Annotated in this window: 17 protein-coding genes and 3 tRNA genes; 13 read left to right on the top strand and 7 right to left on the bottom strand. The window is 66.9% G+C overall.

Annotated features, from left to right (window positions below; all coding sequences use genetic code 11):
• Positions 1–36 precede the first annotated feature (36 nt).
• Positions 37–618, bottom strand: a complete 582-nt coding sequence (locus G370_RS0110300) for a TetR/AcrR family transcriptional regulator (protein ID WP_010486565.1) — start codon at positions 616–618, stop codon at positions 37–39.
• A gap of 101 nt (positions 619–719) precedes the next feature.
• On the opposite strand from G370_RS0110300, the gene G370_RS0110305 reads away from it, so the two are divergent.
• The 4 genes from G370_RS0110305 to G370_RS0110320 all read left to right on the top strand — a co-directional run bounded on the left by G370_RS0110305 (position 720) and on the right by G370_RS0110320 (position 3,776).
• Positions 720–1,775: a sugar phosphate isomerase/epimerase family protein gene (locus G370_RS0110305; RefSeq protein WP_019660534.1), complete on the top strand. Its 1,056-nt coding sequence runs from the start codon at positions 720–722 to the stop codon at positions 1,773–1,775.
• A 21-nt stretch (positions 1,776–1,796) separates the two neighbouring features.
• Positions 1,797–2,690, top strand: coding sequence for an alpha/beta fold hydrolase (locus G370_RS0110310; RefSeq protein ID WP_019660535.1), 894 nt, complete (start codon positions 1,797–1,799; stop codon positions 2,688–2,690).
• A complete protein-coding gene (locus tag G370_RS0110315) occupies positions 2,680–3,606 on the top strand; it encodes an alpha/beta hydrolase (RefSeq protein WP_019660536.1) in 927 nt (308 codons plus the stop codon). Before G370_RS0110310 ends, G370_RS0110315 begins: the two co-directional genes overlap by 11 nt.
• Before the next feature lie 94 nt (positions 3,607–3,700).
• Positions 3,701–3,776: transfer RNA gene (locus tag G370_RS0110320), tRNA-Ala, on the top strand.
• A 62-nt stretch (positions 3,777–3,838) separates the two neighbouring features.
• Here the strand turns inward: G370_RS0110320 and G370_RS1000000121740 are convergent.
• Positions 3,839–4,009 (bottom strand): hypothetical protein, encoded by a 171-nt coding sequence (locus tag G370_RS1000000121740; RefSeq protein ID WP_019660537.1) that lies wholly within the window; start codon positions 4,007–4,009, stop codon positions 3,839–3,841.
• A 159-nt stretch (positions 4,010–4,168) separates the two neighbouring features.
• On the opposite strand from G370_RS1000000121740, the gene G370_RS0110330 reads away from it, so the two are divergent.
• The gene (locus G370_RS0110330) at positions 4,169–4,654 is read left to right on the top strand and encodes a hypothetical protein (RefSeq protein ID WP_019660538.1); all 486 of its coding nucleotides are present in this window, start codon (positions 4,169–4,171) and stop codon (positions 4,652–4,654) included.
• A 6-nt stretch (positions 4,655–4,660) separates the two neighbouring features.
• Here the strand turns inward: G370_RS0110330 and G370_RS0110335 are convergent, their stop codons facing one another.
• Positions 4,661–5,422 carry an SDR family oxidoreductase gene (locus G370_RS0110335; protein ID WP_019660539.1) on the bottom strand — a complete coding sequence of 254 codons (762 nt, stop codon included), beginning with the start codon at positions 5,420–5,422 and terminating at the stop codon, positions 4,661–4,663.
• 132 nt (positions 5,423–5,554) lie between these two features.
• Here G370_RS0110335 and G370_RS0110340 point away from each other — a divergent pair, with 132 nt between their 5' ends.
• Positions 5,555–6,397 (top strand): bifunctional transcriptional activator/DNA repair enzyme AdaA, encoded by an 843-nt coding sequence (locus G370_RS0110340; protein WP_026347075.1) that lies wholly within the window; start codon positions 5,555–5,557, stop codon positions 6,395–6,397.
• A gap of 73 nt (positions 6,398–6,470) precedes the next feature.
• Here the strand turns inward: G370_RS0110340 and G370_RS0110345 are convergent, their stop codons facing one another.
• On the bottom strand, positions 6,471–7,496 hold the full coding sequence (locus tag G370_RS0110345; RefSeq protein WP_019660541.1) for an NADP-dependent oxidoreductase: 1,026 nt from the start codon (positions 7,494–7,496) through the stop codon (positions 6,471–6,473).
• Between the two features lie 364 nt (positions 7,497–7,860).
• On the opposite strand from G370_RS0110345, the gene G370_RS0110350 reads away from it, so the two are divergent.
• From G370_RS0110350 to dxs, 7 genes are all read left to right on the top strand, one after another.
• A tRNA-Phe gene (locus G370_RS0110350) sits at positions 7,861–7,936 on the top strand.
• Between the two features lie 71 nt (positions 7,937–8,007).
• Positions 8,008–8,083: transfer RNA gene (locus tag G370_RS0110355), tRNA-Phe, on the top strand.
• Positions 8,084–8,243: 160 nt separating this feature from the next.
• Positions 8,244–8,795: a lipocalin family protein gene (locus G370_RS0110360; protein ID WP_019660542.1), complete on the top strand. Its 552-nt coding sequence runs from the start codon at positions 8,244–8,246 to the stop codon at positions 8,793–8,795.
• A 162-nt stretch (positions 8,796–8,957) separates the two neighbouring features.
• Positions 8,958–9,434 (top strand): LEA/WHy family protein, encoded by a 477-nt coding sequence (locus G370_RS0110365; protein ID WP_010486516.1) that lies wholly within the window; start codon positions 8,958–8,960, stop codon positions 9,432–9,434.
• A gap of 65 nt (positions 9,435–9,499) precedes the next feature.
• Positions 9,500–11,290 carry an acyl-CoA dehydrogenase C-terminal domain-containing protein gene (locus G370_RS0110370; protein WP_019660543.1) on the top strand — a complete coding sequence of 597 codons (1,791 nt, stop codon included), beginning with the start codon at positions 9,500–9,502 and terminating at the stop codon, positions 11,288–11,290.
• Between the two features lie 516 nt (positions 11,291–11,806).
• Positions 11,807–12,472 (top strand): HNH endonuclease, encoded by a 666-nt coding sequence (locus G370_RS0110375; RefSeq protein WP_019660544.1) that lies wholly within the window; start codon positions 11,807–11,809, stop codon positions 12,470–12,472.
• Positions 12,473–12,579: 107 nt separating this feature from the next.
• Positions 12,580–14,487 carry a 1-deoxy-D-xylulose-5-phosphate synthase gene (gene dxs / locus G370_RS0110380; RefSeq protein WP_032955342.1) on the top strand — a complete coding sequence of 636 codons (1,908 nt, stop codon included), beginning with the start codon at positions 12,580–12,582 and terminating at the stop codon, positions 14,485–14,487.
• A 143-nt stretch (positions 14,488–14,630) separates the two neighbouring features.
• Here the strand turns inward: dxs and G370_RS0110385 are convergent, their stop codons facing one another.
• The 3 genes from G370_RS0110385 to G370_RS0110395 form a co-directional block, all read right to left on the bottom strand.
• Positions 14,631–14,834 carry a hypothetical protein gene (locus tag G370_RS0110385; protein ID WP_005417823.1) on the bottom strand — a complete coding sequence of 68 codons (204 nt, stop codon included), beginning with the start codon at positions 14,832–14,834 and terminating at the stop codon, positions 14,631–14,633.
• Between the two features lie 168 nt (positions 14,835–15,002).
• Positions 15,003–15,572 carry a DUF3011 domain-containing protein gene (locus tag G370_RS0110390; protein ID WP_026347076.1) on the bottom strand — a complete coding sequence of 190 codons (570 nt, stop codon included), beginning with the start codon at positions 15,570–15,572 and terminating at the stop codon, positions 15,003–15,005.
• A 133-nt stretch (positions 15,573–15,705) separates the two neighbouring features.
• Positions 15,706–15,912, bottom strand: coding sequence for a hypothetical protein (locus G370_RS0110395; protein ID WP_019660547.1), 207 nt, complete (start codon positions 15,910–15,912; stop codon positions 15,706–15,708).
• Between the last annotated feature and the right edge of the window lie 330 nt (positions 15,913–16,242).

Genomic DNA, 16,242 nt, shown 5'->3' on the forward strand with positions numbered 1-16,242 from the left:
AGTTACAGGGCATTCCGCACGCCCTGAAGGCTTGACTCAGGGCAGCGGGGTCAACGCGACATCGACCATCGCCAGCAGGCGCTCGCGGCTGATGCCGTCACGCGCCTGCACCGAGATGCCATGCAGCACCGTGGCGAAGTGGTCGCCCAGCGCCTGCACCGCCGCGTCGTCGGCCAGCTCCCCCTCGGCCTGCGCCTGCTGCAGCCGCGCGATGATCGCCGCCGTGCGCTGGCGACGATGACTGGCCAGCCAGTCCCGCACGCCTTCGCCATCGGGCGACACGCTGCTGGCCGAGGACACCACCAGGCAACCATGCGGGCGCCCGCGACGGGTGTAGGTCATCACCGCCTCGCGCAGCATCGAACCGATCGCCTCACGCAATGTTGCCTGCTCCAGCGCGCGCGGCGCGAAACCGCCCTCGCCTTCTTCGTACAGCGCCACGGCTTCGCGGAACAACTGCTCCTTGCTGCCGAACGCGGCGTAGATGCGTGCAGAGGCAATGCCCAGTGCTTCGACCAGTGCCGACATCGACGTGCCTTCATAGCCGTGCTGCCAGAACAGCAGCATCGCCTTGCGCAACGCCTGGTCCCTGTCGAATTCGCGCGGTCGCCCTGCCATCTGCCTGCCTGCTCCAGTGAGGCGCGCAGTGTAACGCGGGTGTTGACCATCGCGAGAGTCGCGCCTATTCTTTGTCGACCGACAAATAATTGGAGCAACACATGCAGACCCTCAAGGGCCCCAGCCTGCACCTGGCGCAGTTCGCCGGCGACCAGGCCCCGTTCAACTCACTTGCCAGCATTGCCGCGTGGGCCGCCGGCCACGGTTTCAAGGCGCTGCAGATTCCCGCGTGGGATGCACGCCTGTTCGACCTGGCCACCGCCGCCGACAGCCAGGACTACTGCGACGACATCCGTGGCACCCTGGCCGAGCACGGCCTGCAGGTCAGTGAGCTGACCACCCACATCCTCGGCCAGCTGGTGGCCGTGCATCCGGCCTACGATGAACTCTGCGATGGCTTCGCGCCGGAAGCACTGCGCGGCAATCCGCAGGCCCGCACGGAATGGGCACAGCAGCAGCTGCACCTGGCCGCTCGCGCCTCGCGCCGTCTTGGGTTGCAGGACATGGGCACCTTCTCCGGCTCGTTCGCCTGGCCCTACCTGTTCCCGTTCCCGCAGCGCCCGCCGGGCCTGATCGATGCCGCCTTCGATGAACTGGCCCGCCGCTGGCGGCCGATTCTCGACAGCTGCGAGGACAATGGCATCAACCTCTGCTACGAGATCCATCCCAGCGAAGACCTGCACGACGGCACCAGCTTCGAGCGCTTCTTCGAGCGCGTCGGCCAGCACGAGCGCTGCCGCATCCTGTTCGATCCCAGCCACTTCGTGCTGCAGCAGCTGGACTATCTGGAGTATCTGGACATCTACCACCCACTGATCCGCATGTTCCACGTCAAGGATGCGGAGTTCCGCCCCAGCGGCCGCCAGGGCATCTATGGCGGTTATGCCGACTGGACCGAGCGCGCAGGTCGCTTCCGCTCGCTGTGCGATGGGCAGGTCGACTTCAAGTCGATCTTCTCCAAGCTGGCGCAGTACGGCTACCAGGGCTGGGCAACGCTGGAATGGGAGTGCTGCCTGAAGGACCAGGAAGCTGGCGCGCGCGAAGGCGCCGCGTTCATCCGCGACCACATCATTCCGGTCACCGACAAGATCTTCGACGACTTCGCCGGTGCACCGATCAGCACCGCACAGATGCAGCAGATGCTCGGCATTGCCTGAGCCCCAACGGAGCATTCCCCCATGACCACCTTCCTTTCCGCCGGCGCTGCCGGCGACGCTTCGCTGCGCCACCACTACCTGCGCATCGATGGTCAGCGCGTGCATTGCGTCTCCGCCGGGCACGGTGCGCCCGTGCTGCTGATTCCCGGCTGGCCGCAGACCTGGTACGCGTGGCGCCACGTGCTGCAAGCACTGGCCGAGGCCGGTTTCGAAGCAATCGCCGTTGATCCACCGGGCATCGGCGAATCCGACCGTCCCGCCCACGGCTACGACACCGGCAGTGCTGCCGCAGTACTGCACCAGACCATGCTGGCGCTTGGCCACGACCGTTACCAGGTGGTCGGCCATGACATCGGCATGTGGATAGCCTATGCACTGGCCAGCGACCAGCCGCAGGCCGTGCGCCAGCTGGCGGTCACCGAAGCGGTGATTCCCGGCCTCGCGCCGGAACCCGGCATTTTCGCCGCACCGGCCGACAACATCTTCCTCTGGCACTTCATGTTCAACCAGGTGGCCGACCTGCCCGAGGCGCTCATCAGCGGACGCGAACGCGCCTACCTGGAATTCATGTTCGACCGCTGGTCGTACCGGCGCGATGCGGTGGCCGCCGATACCTACATCGCCGCCTACAGCCGCCCCGGCGCACTGCGGGCAGGCTTCGCCTGGTACCGCGCGATTCCGGAGACCATCCGCCAGAACAAGCTGCGCGCGCAGCGCCGGCTGCCGATGCCGGTGCTCGCGATCGGCGCCGAACACGCCACCGCCGATGCGCCGATGCTGACCCTGCAACCGCATGCCGATGATGTGCGCGGCAGCATCGTGCCGGGCTGCGGCCACTTCATCATGGAAGAAGCGCCCCAGGCGTTCCTCGAACAGTTGTTGCCGTTCCTGCAGGAGGCACGCCATGCTGCTTGAGCCGGCACTGCAGCAGTTCGTTGACGCCGTCGCGGCCCATCCGCTGCCGGAGGACCTGCGCGAACTGCGCGCGATCAGCGAGAACGCGCTGCCACAGCTGCAGGGCGCGCCCCAGCCGGTAGCACATGTGGTCGAACACACCGTGATCGCTCGCGACGGGCAGGCGCTGGAGCTCCGCCTCTACACGCCGCAAGGACTGTCCCATGGGCCCGCGCCGGCCCTGCTGTTCGCTCATGGGGGTGGCTGGTTCCAGTGTTCGCTGGCGGTCTATGACGGTCCTTGCCGTGCGCTGGCCAATGCCAGCGGCTGCGTGGTCGCCGCCGTGGGCTACCGGCTGGCGCCGGAGCACCCGTTCCCAGTGCCGCTGTACGACATCGCTGACGCCTGGCAGTGGCTGCAGGACCACGCCGAGCGCCTCGGCCTGGACCCACAGCGGCTGGCGATCGGGGGCGACAGCGCCGGTGGCAACCTCGCGGCCGCCTGCTGCCTGCTGCTGCGCGAACTGGGCCTGCCGCAACCGTGCCACCAACTGCTGCTGTATCCGGCGCTGGATGCCGGCATGGACAGCGATTCCTACCGCGACTACGCCGCTGGCTACTACCTCAGCGCCGAACTGATGCAGCGCTGCTGGCAGGCCTATCTGGGGGATCTGGCCGAGCCGCCGGCGCTGGCTTCGCCGGCCCACGCAACCGACCTGAAGGGGCTGGCGCCCGCCTCCGTGCTCAGCTGTGAGCACGACCCGCTGCGCGACGAGGCCGAATACTACGCGCGACGCCTGCAGGCTGCGGGTGTCGGCTGCACGCTGGACCGGCTGCCGGGGATGATCCACGCCTGCATGCACCTGCAGGCGGTGAGCACCGCCACTGCAGTGGCGGTACAACGCGCGGGCGATCTGCTGCGCCACGCCTTGGCCTGAAACGGCCCGGGACGGCGGTGGATCCCGTCCCTGCCCCGTCCCGGCCGGGCGCTTGGCAAGCGCGGCAGGCGGCGCTACACTGAAAGCCTGCCGTGGGGCCATAGCTCAGCTGGGAGAGCGCGTCGTTCGCAATGACGAGGTCAGGAGTTCGATCCTCCTTGGCTCCACCACTCTTCAGAAGAACCCGCAGATCGCCATGATCTGCGGGTTTTTTCTTTTCAGCGCCTCCGGCTCAGGCCGGCTCCTGGTCTCCATCCTTGCGTTGCGGGCCGCGCGAGTGCGTATCACGCACCTGTTGATCGCGCTGCCCCGGCCGCTGCTTGGCCACATCGTCCTGCTTCCTGTCCTGGCGGCTTTCCTGGATGCCCTGCTTCGGGTCCTGATCCCTGCTTTGCTCGTTCATCGAAAACTCCCTCGCCGGCAGCAGGCCAGCGCTGCCACCACGCTAGAGGTTGCCGGGTAAGCCGCAGGTCAGTCCCGCGCCAACATCCTGTGCAGGAAGCGGCTTGCCGCCACCGCCCCGCCCAGCCAGAATCCGGGGCACCACGCTCACCGGTGTGCCATGCCCTCCTCTGCCCAGCATGCAGCCCACGCGTTGCCGATGCTCCTCAATGCGACCGACGGCAGCATCCAGCTCGGCAACCTGCCAGCATTGATCGGCCCCACCTTGTTACTGGACGAAGCGCGTGCCGCCTTTGCCCCGCTGGTCCGAGGGGAGCGCGATGTCGGCACCGGCTATCGCTGGCTCAGCCTGCACCGGCTCAGCCTGGGCGGTGTGCCCGCTGGCATCAGCCTGTGCTTCCACGGGCAACAGCTCGACATGGTGACGATCGGCGTCGATCTGCCTGGTGCGACACTGGAAGACGGCTGGCCGACCCAGGCCGCGATCGATGCCGAAGTCGCTTTCATGCGGCGCACCTTGGCCACGGCACTGGGGCGCAAACTGGCAGGTGGCCGCGCCCGGTTCGACTGGGGCGAAGCCTGGGCCGGTTTCGATCCGAAGGGCTTCATGGCCAGCAGCGGCATCCGCTACGCGCCACGCTCATGACGCCGCTCAGGTACGGGTGATCGACACGCCGCCTTCAACACGCATCGCGGTACCGGTAACGAAGCTGCTTTCATCGCAGGCCAGGAACAACGCCGCATTGGCGATCTCCTCCGGCTCGGCCATGCGCTTGAGTGCATGCAGCGAGCGCACGAAGTCGCGGGCATCGCCGGTCGGTGCGGCCTGCCGGCCCATTTCGGTATCGGTGCCACCGGGCAACAGCACATTGCTGCGTACGCCGCGCGCGCCGTACTCGGCCGCGATCACTTGGCTCAGGCCGATCAGCCCCGCCTTGCTCGACGCATAGGCCGCCATGCCCGGGAAGCCCACGGTATGGCCGACAAAGGTGCCGACAAACACGAGCGAGCCGCCGCCGCGCGCCAGCAGTGCCGGCAACTGCGCGCGTGCCCCGCGGAAAGCGGCATCCAGATTGGTCGCCATCACTTCGCGCCAGGCGTCCACCGGGAACTCCGCCGCAGGTACGCCCGGGCCGAGCATGCCAGCATTGTTGAGCGCGATGTCCAGGCCGCCGAAGGACTGCTGGGCCAGATCGACCAGCGCTTGTGCCGTGCCCGGGTCAGCCACGTCAGCGGCATGCGCCACGGCTTCGCCACCGGCGGCGCGAATCTGCTCGACCAGCGCCTGCAGCGGCTCCGGCCGCCGTGCGTTGAGCACCAGCTTCGCCCCTTCGGCGGCGAAGCGCAGCGCGCTGGCGCGGCCGATGCCGGCGCTGGCACCGGTGATGAGAGCGATCTTGTTGTTCAGGCGCATGGTCGTGGTACCGGTTGTGAAGTGGCCGCCACGATGCCGCGCCTCTCCCCTGCCAACACTCCGTTTCCGGGCCTGGCCCGTCGGTGCAGGAAACGGAGTTTCCGCAGCACCGGCGCGTGCCAGAATCCGGCCATGGACAGTACCGCCACCACCGCCCTCGATGCCCGCGTCGAACGGGTCTGCCGCCACCTTCAGGCCAGCCACGACGAACCCTCGCTGCAGGAACTGGCCGGGATCGCGGGTTGCAGCCCAACCCGCCTGCATCGCCTTTTCAAGGAAGCAACCGGGTTGACCCCGAAGCAGTACGCTGCCGCGCTGCGCGCCGACCGCCTGCGCACCGGGTTGGAACAACAGGAACGCATCACCGACGCTTTCCACGATGCCGGCTTCGGCTCCAGCGGACGCTTCTACGAGAACGCACCGAAGTTGCTGGGCATGACTCCCAAGCAATGGCGCGCAGGGGGGCGTGGCGAAGTCATCCATTTCGCGCTTGCCGAAAGTTCATTGGGCAGCGTGCTGGTGGCCAGCAGTGCCACCGGCGTGGTCGCGATCCTGCTCGGCGACGATCCGGAGACGCTGCTGCAGTCATTGCAGCAACGCTTCCGCCAGGCCGTACTGGTCGGCGCCGACCAGGGCTATGAACAACTGGTGGCACAGGTGGTGGGCCTGGTCGAGGATCCCACGCGGGGCGCCACACTGCCGCTGGACATCCGCGGCACCGCGTTCCAGCAACGGGTATGGCAGGCCTTGCAGCAGATCCCACGTGGCCAGACCGCCTCGTATGCCGACATCGCCGCGCGCATCGGCGCGCCGCGATCAAGCCGTGCGGTGGCTCGCGCCTGCGCCAGCAATCCACTGGCGGTGGCCGTCCCTTGCCACCGCGTCGTACGTCGCGATGGGGACCTGTCCGGCTATGCGTGGGGCGTAGCGCGCAAGCGCGAACTGCTGCGCCGGGAAAAGGCCTCGACTGCCTGACGTGGGTGCCGACCTTGGTCGGCACGCCCAGCTTCCGGTAGGTGCCGACCTTGGTTGGCACACCGCCAAGCCCTCAATCCAGCTTCACCACCAGCTTGCCGAAGTTGTGCCCCTTCAACAGCCCGAAGAACGCCTCCGGCGCATTCTCCAGCCCTTCCACCACATCCTCGCGGTACTGGATGCGGCCTTCGCGCAGCCACTGCGGCATCTCGCGTTCGAAGTCCGGCCACAGGTGGTTGAAGTCGTGCACGATGAAGCCACGCACGGTCAGGCGCTGGCGCAGGATCTGGCTGAACAGTGCCGGCAACCGGTCCGGGCCGGGCTGCTCGACGCCCCGCTCGTTGTAGGTGGCGATGGTGCCGCACACCGGAATGCGGGCGAAGTTGTTGAGCAGCGGCAGCACTGCATCCAGCACATGGCCACCGACATTCTCGAAGTACACGTCGATGCCGGCAGGTACCGCCGCGCGCAGCTGCTCGGCAAAATCAGCGGCGCGATGATCCAGCGCCACGTCCACGCCCAGCGTATGCAGATAGGCACGCTTGACCTCGCCACCAGCGATAGCCACTACGCGCGCGCCCTGCAGCTTGGCCAGCTGCGCCACGGTCGCGCCGACCGGCCCCGTTGCGGCAGCCACCACCAACGTCTCGCCCGGCTTCAGACGGGCGATTTCATGCAGGCTGGAATAGGCGGTGAAGCCGGGCATGCCATATACCCCCAGCGCCGTACTCAGCGGCAGTCCGGCCGGGTCCAGGCGGCGCCCCAGTGCCGTGGCCGGCAGCACCGCGTGGGTCTGCCAGCCACCCGGCGCCAGCACCAGCTCACCTGCAGCTACGCCCTCGGCGTTGGACTGCAGCACCTCGGCCACGGTCTGCCCTTCCATCACCGCGCCCACCGCCACCGGCGCGGCATAGGACGGTCCCTCATCCATGCGTCCACGCATGTACGGATCCAGTGAGAGGTAGCGATTGCGCAGCAGCACCTCGCCGTCGCCCAAGGGCGGCAGCGCGGCATGCTCCAAGCGGAAATTGGCTGCAGTAGGCGCCCCCAGCGGACGCGACGCCAGCACGATGCGGGTGGTGGTCGATGAGTCGGACATGACGACGATCTCTGCTGTTGCCAGCGTCAGGAAGAGAACGCCGACACTACGCCGCAGCGTGCCCCAATGGCGGTCACGAAAACAGCGTTCCATGTCAGGTGTCGGTGCCGTCCACGCGCTGGCCCCGCCACACCGCTTTTGTCGATCACCGTGGCCCGCTGAATTCCGCCGCAGGCGATGATCACCGCGCCGCCGCGCCCGGATGAATCGGCATCCAGCGCGCCCCCGCCCCGCGACGGCGGATCAAGTACTTGCGCCTGCGCAGACGGCAATGTGAAGGTTTTTTGCCAAAATGCTTGCCGTAGGCGACTGACCTCCGTAATATGCGCGTCCTTGGCAGCGACCTCGCTGCAATGAACTACGTGGCCGAGTAGCTCAGTTGGTAGAGCAGGGGATTGAAAATCCCCGTGTCGGCGGTTCGATTCCGTCCTCGGCCACCACGTTCGACAGCCTGCAGAAATGCGGGTCTTTTTTTCGGGAATCGCAGTTGATCGTGATTGCCACACAGTTTGGCCGAGTAGCTCAGTTGGTAGAGCAGGGGATTGAAAATCCCCGTGTCGGCGGTTCGATTCCGTCTTCGGCCACCATCTTTCGAGACCTGCAGAGATGCAGGTCTTTTTTTTGTCCGTGCTTCGCGCACTGCACAAGTTGCGGATGCGGCGCCTGCGCACACGCCCGGTTGACGAAACATTTACACCGGCATGCGCGGCGGCACCTACGCTCCAGACTCCTGCCTGGAGCCTAACGATGCCTCTGCGCCCTGCCCTGCTCGCCTGCCTGCTGCTGGCCGCCTTCCCGGTGATCGCCACTGAACCTGTGCGCGCGGTCGAGCGCCTGGACATCGATCGCTATGCCGGCCAGTGGCACGAGATTGCGCATCTTCCGGTGTCGTTCCAGAAGCAATGCGTGGGCGATATCACCGCCAACTACGGGCTGCGCCGCGATGGCCGCATCAGCGTCACCAATGCCTGCCGCAACGGCGACGGAGAACGCGTGGTTGCTGAAGGCGTGGCGCGCCCGGTTGCCGGCCATCCCGGCCAGTTGCAGGTGCGATTCGTTCCGGACTGGCTGAGCTGGGTGCCACTGGTCTGGGCCGACTACTGGGTCCTGGCCCTGGACCCGGACTATCAGTGGGCGTTGGTCGGTGAACCGGACCGAAAGTACCTGTGGATCCTCTCGCGCCTGCCGGAAATGGATCGCGCCCAGTTCGAACAGCTGAAAGCCAAGGCCGAGACGATGGGCTACGACCTCGGCCCGCTGCGCCTGATGGCCCCGATTCGCGATACACCCGCCGACTGAACCCCCCCGCATCCGGCGCACCACGCGCGCGCCATCCGGCGCCGCGCACGCCCGGCCGCCATCTTCACGCGCTACCCTCTGCGACGGGTCGCCACAGGCGATCCAAACGACCATACGCCGTAGTATGCTTATCCAACGCACCCCTTCAGAGGAACTGCGCCCATGCTCCACCGTTTCCGTATCGCCTTGATCGTCCTGTGCACCCTCGCCCTTGTTGCCTGCAACAACGGCATCGTCAAGCGTGTTTCGGAACCGGCGGCCAGCCTCCAGCAGCTGACCGTGCGCGCCGACGGCAACTGGACCGTGGCCCTGCGCCTGCAGAACTACAGCTCCATGCCCATGACCTTCGATGACGTCGCGCTGGCGCTGACCGTCGGCGACAGCGACGCCGGCACCCTGCAGGCCAAGCCGGGCATCTCCATTGGCGGCACCTCAGCCGATGTCATCAATGTTGACCTTGTGCCCAGCTCGGCCGCACGCCTGGTGGTGGCCGACGCGCTGGCCAGCAACCGCACCCTGGCTTACGGCCTGAAGGGAACGGTGGCGGCCACGCCGCAGGAAAAGAAGCAGCGCAGCTTCGATATCAGCAGCCGCAGCACCCTCAACCAGGCGCCCGGCCTGCCGGGCGTGCTGCGCTGATTTCCACCTTCCGTCGCGGCGCCTGGCGCCACTCTCCCCTGCCCTGATCAAACCGAGACGTACCGATGAGCAGCTACACCGCCCCGCTTTCCGACCTCCGTTTCGCCCTGCACGATGTGCTCAAGGTCGAACCCCTGTTCGCCCGCCTGGGCTTCACCGACGCCACCGCCGACGTGGTCGATGCCGTGCTGGAGGAAGCCGGCCGCTTCAGCGCCACCGTGCTGGCCCCGCTCAACAGCGTCGGCGACGAGATCGGCTGCGTGCTCGACCAGGCCACCGGTGAAGTGACCACCCCGCCCGGCTTCAAGCAGGCCTACGACCAGTTCGTCGATGGCGGCTGGACCGGCCTGACCGCCTCGCCGGAACTGGGTGGGCAGGGCCTGCCGCACACCCTGGGCGTGCCGCTCAACGAAATGATCAACGCCGCCAACCTGGCGTGGGGCAACTTCCCGCTGCTCTCGCACGGCGCCATCGAAGCGCTGAAGCAGCACGGCGAAGCCTGGCAGCACGAGGCCTTCCTCAAGCCGCTGATCGAAGGCCGCTGGACCGGCACCATGTGCCTGACCGAACCGCACTGCGGCACCGACCTGGGCCTGCTGAAGACCAAGGCCGAGCCGAATGCCGATGGCAGCTACGCGATCACCGGCACCAAGATCTTCATCACCGCCGGCGAGCACGACCTGACCGGCAACATCGTGCACCTGGTGCTGGCCAAGCTGCCCGACGCCCCTCCGGGTGCCAAGGGCATCTCGCTGTTCGTCACCCCCAAGTTCAAGGTCGACCGCGAAGGTAACGTCGGCGAGCGCAACACACTGCGCTGTGGCTCGATCGAGCACAAGATGGGCATCAAGGGTTCGGTCACCTGCGTGATGAACTTCGATGGCGCACAGGGCTACCTGGTCGGCCAGCCGCACAAGGGCCTGCAGGCGATGTTCACCATGATGAACACCGCGCGCCTGGGCGTTGGCCTGCAGGGCATCGGCCTGTCCGAGCGCGCCTACCAGAACGCACTGAAGTACAGCCGTGAGCGCCTGCAGTCGCGCGCCCTGAGTGGCGCCAGGTTCCCGGACAAGCCGGCCGACCCGATCCTGGTCCACCCGGATGTGCGACGCATGCTGCTGACGGTGAAGTCGCTGGTCGAAGGCAGCCGCCTGCTGGCGCTGCACGCTGCCACCCTGATCGACATTGCCCACCATGCCGGCGATGCCGCCGAGCGCGAGCGCGCCGACACCCTGGTGAGCTTCCTCACGCCCATCTCGAAGGCCTGCCAGACCGAATGGGGCATCGAGAACACCTACAACGCCCTGCAGTGCTTCGGTGGCCACGGCTACATCCGCGAACACGGCATGGAACAGCTGGCCCGCGATGCGCGCATCACCACGCTGTATGAAGGCACCACCGGCATCCAGGCGCTGGACCTGATCGGCCGCAAGACCGCCTCCAGCCAGGGCGCCGGCCTGAAGCTGATGCTGGCCGAGATCGAAGCCTTCGCCAAGGAACACGAGGGCAACGAAGCGCTGGCCGAGTTCATTGGCCCGCTGCGCGCCAAGGCCGCCGAATGGGGCAAGCTGACGATGGACGTGCTGCAGCGCGCGGCCGGCAATCCGGACGAACTGGGCGCAGCCAGCTACGACTACCTGTTCTATTCGGGTTACGTGGTGCTGGCCTACTGGTGGGCCCGCAGCGTGGCCGCCGCCGATGCCAGCGCGCACGGTGCCGCTTTCGCCCAGGGCAAGCGCGAAACCGCGCGCTTCTACTTCGCCCGCGTGCTGCCGCGCACCCTCAGCCACGCCGCCGCCATCCAGGCCGGCGCCGCCCCGCTGATGGCAATGGACGACGAGCGCTTCGGCGCCTGAGCCGGGCTGCCGCCCGGCACCCGCGGTAGTGCCGGCCGCTGGCCGGCAACCGCAATAGGAACAGCTGGATCCCGGTGGATGGCGGGGCGGTGTGGGCTGGCAGGACACGCCGTAAACCCCGCTCCGCGGTCCGGCCCAGCCGCTGGCGGCTGGGCGTTCGGGCGCTTGCGAAGCAGTGCTTCGCAAGCAAAGCGCCCTCACCCCTGGGGGCTCGATGGCGCCATCCATGGCGCCAACGGTCCTGCCAACCCACACCGCCCCGCCTCTGACAGTTCCCCGCGATCTGCGTAAATCCACGCCGCGCGTGGATGAAGGCCACCGAAATCCCTCGGGGAAAAGCCCCCCTTTGTTAAGGGGGCGCGCCGATGGCGCAGGGGATAGGAGGAATGCGTGGGCATCCCAACCCGCCATCGGCGGGCTGGGATGCGGAATGCGCGGACCTGAATCTTGCGATTTGGGTTTCGCCCACAGGGCGATACCCAAATCGCAATGATTCAGGTATAAGCTGTTCTCCCGATGGAGACAGACACTACACGCTTGGGTCTGATCGAAGCCGGAGCTCCCCTTTCTGCTCCGGGCGCCGAAGCATCGCCCAACGCCACGACGCTGCATCGCCCCGGTTCGGTCCGGCTGCTCTCGCTTGATGCCCACGGACGCGTACTGGACTGGATCACCTGGCAGGACGCAGCCTGCCTCTACGCCCGCGAAGCGGTTGCCTGGACGCTGGGCGATCCCTGCCTGCACATCCACGGCGGTACCAACCGCTTCAGCGGCCTGCAGAGCGGCATGGACCTGCACCCGATCATTGCCGCCCGCGGCCACGCCCGCTCCCGCGCGATCGATCCGACACCGAACCTGACCAACCCGGCCCTGTTCGCCCGCGACGCCCATCTGTGCATGTACTGCGGCCAGCAGTTCAACCGCCCCACGCTCACCCGCGACCACGTCGTGCCGCTGTCCAAGGGCGGCCTGGATTGCTGGGAAAACGTGGTTACCGCCTGCTTCCACTGCAATTCGCGCAAGAGCGACCGCACCCCGCAGCAGGCCGGCATGCCCCTGCTGGCAGTCCCCTACCGGCCCAGCTGGATCGAGCACCTGATCCTGTCCAACCGCAACATCCTGGCCGACCAGATGGCCTTCCTGAAGGCGCAATTGCCCAAGCGGTCGAAACTGAGCACCTGAACGCCTGAAAAAATGCAACCCTCACCGTCCTGTCACGGGCGGCGGCGTTTGCTTGCCCCACCCCCGTTTGAGGGCGAAAATGGGCGTTCAGAAAAAGTGCGAACATGATGATCGACTCTGCCCGCTATCCCCGCCTCGCGCGCATCCAGACTCCGGATGACCTTCGCACGTTCGACGAATCCGAATTGAGGGCGGTCGCCGACGAACTGCGCGCCTACCTCATCGAATCGGTGGGCAAGAGCGGCGGCCACTTCGCCGCCGGCCTGGGCGTGATCGAACTCACCGTGGCCCTGCACTACCTCTACCAGACTCCGGTCGATCAGCTGGTCTGGGACGTGGGTCACCAGACCTACCCGCACAAGATCCTGACTGGCCGCCGCGACGAGATCCATACCGTCAAGCAGAAGGACGGCGTCGCGCCGTTCCCGAAGCGCGAGGAAAGCGAGTACGACACCTTCGGCGTCGGCCACTCCTCGACCTCGATCTCGGCGGCACTGGGCATGGCCATCGCCCGCCAGTCCGAAGGCGACGACCGCAAGATCGTGGCCGTGATCGGTGACGGCGCGATGACCGCCGGCATGGCGTTCGAAGCGCTGATGCATGCCGGCGGCATGGAGCCGGAACCGAACCTGCTGGTGATCCTCAACGACAACAACATGTCGATCTCCGAGGCGGTCGGCGGCCTGACCAAGATGCTCGGCCGTGCTACCGGCAGCCGCACGCTCAATGCGCTGCGCGAAGGCGGCAAGAAGATCCTCGGTGACAAGAAGAACAACCCGGCGCGCTTCGTGAAGCGCTGGGAAGAACACTGGAAGGGCATGTTCGTGCCGTCCACGATGTTCGAGGAAATGGGTTTCCACTACACCGGCCCGATCGACGGCCACGACATGCCCGCCCTGCTGTCCACGCTGAAGACGCTGCGCGCCTCCAAGGGCCCGAAGCTGCTGCACGTGATGACGACAAAGGGCAAGGGCTACGAGCCGGCTGAAGGCGATCAGATCGGCTACCACGCGGTGGGTCCGTTCGATCCGGACAAGGGCCTGGTGACCAAGGCCGGTGCCAAGAAGCCGACCTACACCGATGTGTTCAGCGACTGGCTGTGCGATGCCGCCGCCGCCGAACCGCGCCTGTACGGCATCACCCCCGCGATGCGCGAAGGCTCCGGCCTGGTGCGTTTCAGCAAGGAATACCCGCAGCGCTACTTCGACGTGGCCATTGCCGAACAGCACGCGGTCACCCTCGCCGCCGGCATGGCGACCCAAGGGGGCAAGCCGGTGGTGGCGATCTACTCGACCTTCCTGCAGCGCGCGTACGACCAGTTGGTGCATGACGTGGCCATCCAGGACCTGGATGTGCTGTTCGCGATCGACCGCGCCGGCGTGGTCGGCCCGGACGGCGCGACCCATGCCGGCAACCTCGACCTGAGCTTCCTGCGTTGCGTGCCGAACATGGTGGTGATGGCCCCCTCCAACGAAGCAGAATGCCGGCAGATGCTCAGCACCGGCCTGCAGCACCCCGGCCCGGCAGCCGTGCGTTATCCGCGTGGCACCGGCACCGGCGTGGCTGCCGGCACCGACCTGTCCACCCTGCCGATCGGCAAGGGCGAGCTGCGCCTGCAGGGCAGCCGCATCGCCCTGCTGGCCTTCGGCAGCACGGTGGCCGCCGCCGAGCAGGTCGGCCGCGAACTGGGCCTGAGCGTGGTCAACATGCGTTTCATCAAGCCGCTGGACCGCGAGCTGTTGCTGGCTGTGGCCGCCCAGCACGAGGGCCTGGTGACGATCGAAGACAACGTGGTGGCCGGTGGCGCCGGCTCCGGCGTCGGTGAGCTGCTCAACGCCGAAGGCGTGCTGCGCCCGATCCTGCACCTGGGCCTGCCCGACAGCTACCAGCACCACGCCAGCCGTGAAGACCTGCTGGCCGAAGCCGGTATCGATGCCGCGGGCATCCGCGCGGCGGTACTCAAGCGCTGGCCGCAGCTGGCCGCCGGCACACCGCCGCTCAGCGCGGCCGGCTGAGGCCGATTGCCAATTCGTGGATCCACGCATGGCGTGGATCTACTGCGGAACAGAGGCGCAGACCCACGCCAGATGCAAAGTAGATCGACGCCATGCGTGGATAGCGGGGTCCCAGAACCGGATCTGGCCGGAAGCCCCAACCCTCAGCCGTAGCTGACCGCTTCCACGAAGGCGCCGCTGGCTTCCACCCGCACCGCAGCGCGCTGCCCGGTGTCGACGAAGTGGAGACGTGCAAGGGTCTCGGCGAAATCATAGGCTCTGGCACCGTCGCGGAACTCGATCGGTTCGGGCCGGTCCGGGTGCAGCACGCGCCATTGGCGTTGCTCGCATTGCAGGCGGATCAACATGCAGCTCACTCCTTGAGGCAGCGTATCGACGGTGGCGGGATGGGCGTGCCGGTTACGGCAGACTTCATCGCGACGGATCAGGGGCACGCAGGGGTGCCCTGATTCGCAGAAGATACGACGTTCAAAATGTGAGCTGTATCAGATTATTCTGATTTTCGAGGGGCGCGCTCAATTCACCTGGAACTGCGCCCGGCAGCCGTCGCTGACCCAGATGCCACGGCGGTCCCAGCCCCAGGTCTGGCCTTCGATGCAGGCACTGCGTGAATCCTGGCGGACCAGGCGCACGCCACGGCGGATGCGGGCATCGCAGTATTCCTGGCGGTGACCGTTGGAATGGCAGGTGATCACATCGCCCCCGCCCCCGCCCCAGCCATTGCCACCATTGCCCCAGCCGTTGCCATGGCCACCACCCCAGCCACCGCCGCGGCGGTAGTCGCCGACGAACTCGGCACGGCAGCCCTGGGTGACCCAGACGCCGTAGCGCGATTGCCCCCAGGTCTCGCCTTCCACGCACGGCGAGCCGGACAACTGACGGATCATCCGGGCACGGCCTTCCAGGCGGCATTCATTGCTGCGGTTCTTGATCGATTCGCAGCGTACGATGCCGCCGCCGTCGCGACCGCCATAGCGATCGTCGTCATAACCGTAGCCATAGCTCTGCGCCTGCGCGCCGCCTGCGGCGGCCAACATCGGCAGCAGCGTGCAGGCCAGGGTGCGCCAGGTGAGTGCCTTGCCCATCGGAATCTCCACATGAATACGATGGCGCAAGCATCCGGGATTCGCGGCGCGGCGGACAGGGGGCGCCCCCAAGGCGGTTCTTTCCCCATTCAAACAGCTCAACCGTGGCTGACTGCACCTCGGCCGGGTGGTGTCAACGTCCGAAGTGGAGTGCGTCCACGGAATTGCCAAGCGCCTCGACCCGTACCGTGCTGCACTGGCCGGTGCGGCGGTGGTGCTCCTGGGCCCGCGCTGCGGCGTCATCGAAGGCCTCGGCACCCCGTGCATAACGGGTTGCGTCATGCGCCTGCGGGTCCAGTACGGACCAGTGCCGGGCATTGCATTGAACGGTAATAACCATTGGAGACTCCTGCGGAATGGGTCAAGCCGGCGACGGAAGGCCCTGAGCACCGGTACCCCATCAGGCTAGCGATCGCCTCCGGGATGGCCCATCAGATTTGTACGAAAATGCCGCGCCGCGCTGTCAGGGCGCCCCGCCATCACATCCCTGAGGCCGTTTAGTGAGTCCCCTTTCGTGACCCTTGTCACGGAGTTGGCGGAGCTTCACACTACCGTCACCAACAGGGGCCCCTTCCACATGCGCACCTTCTTCTCGCAGCAGCGTTGGACGCTGCTGAAGTTCTACTTCGTGGCCAGCTACCTCGTGCTGATCGAGGAACTGATCCGCGCC

The organism is Stenotrophomonas hibiscicola ATCC 19867, from assembly GCF_000382065.1.
GTDB lineage: Bacteria > Pseudomonadota > Gammaproteobacteria > Xanthomonadales > Xanthomonadaceae > Stenotrophomonas > Stenotrophomonas hibiscicola.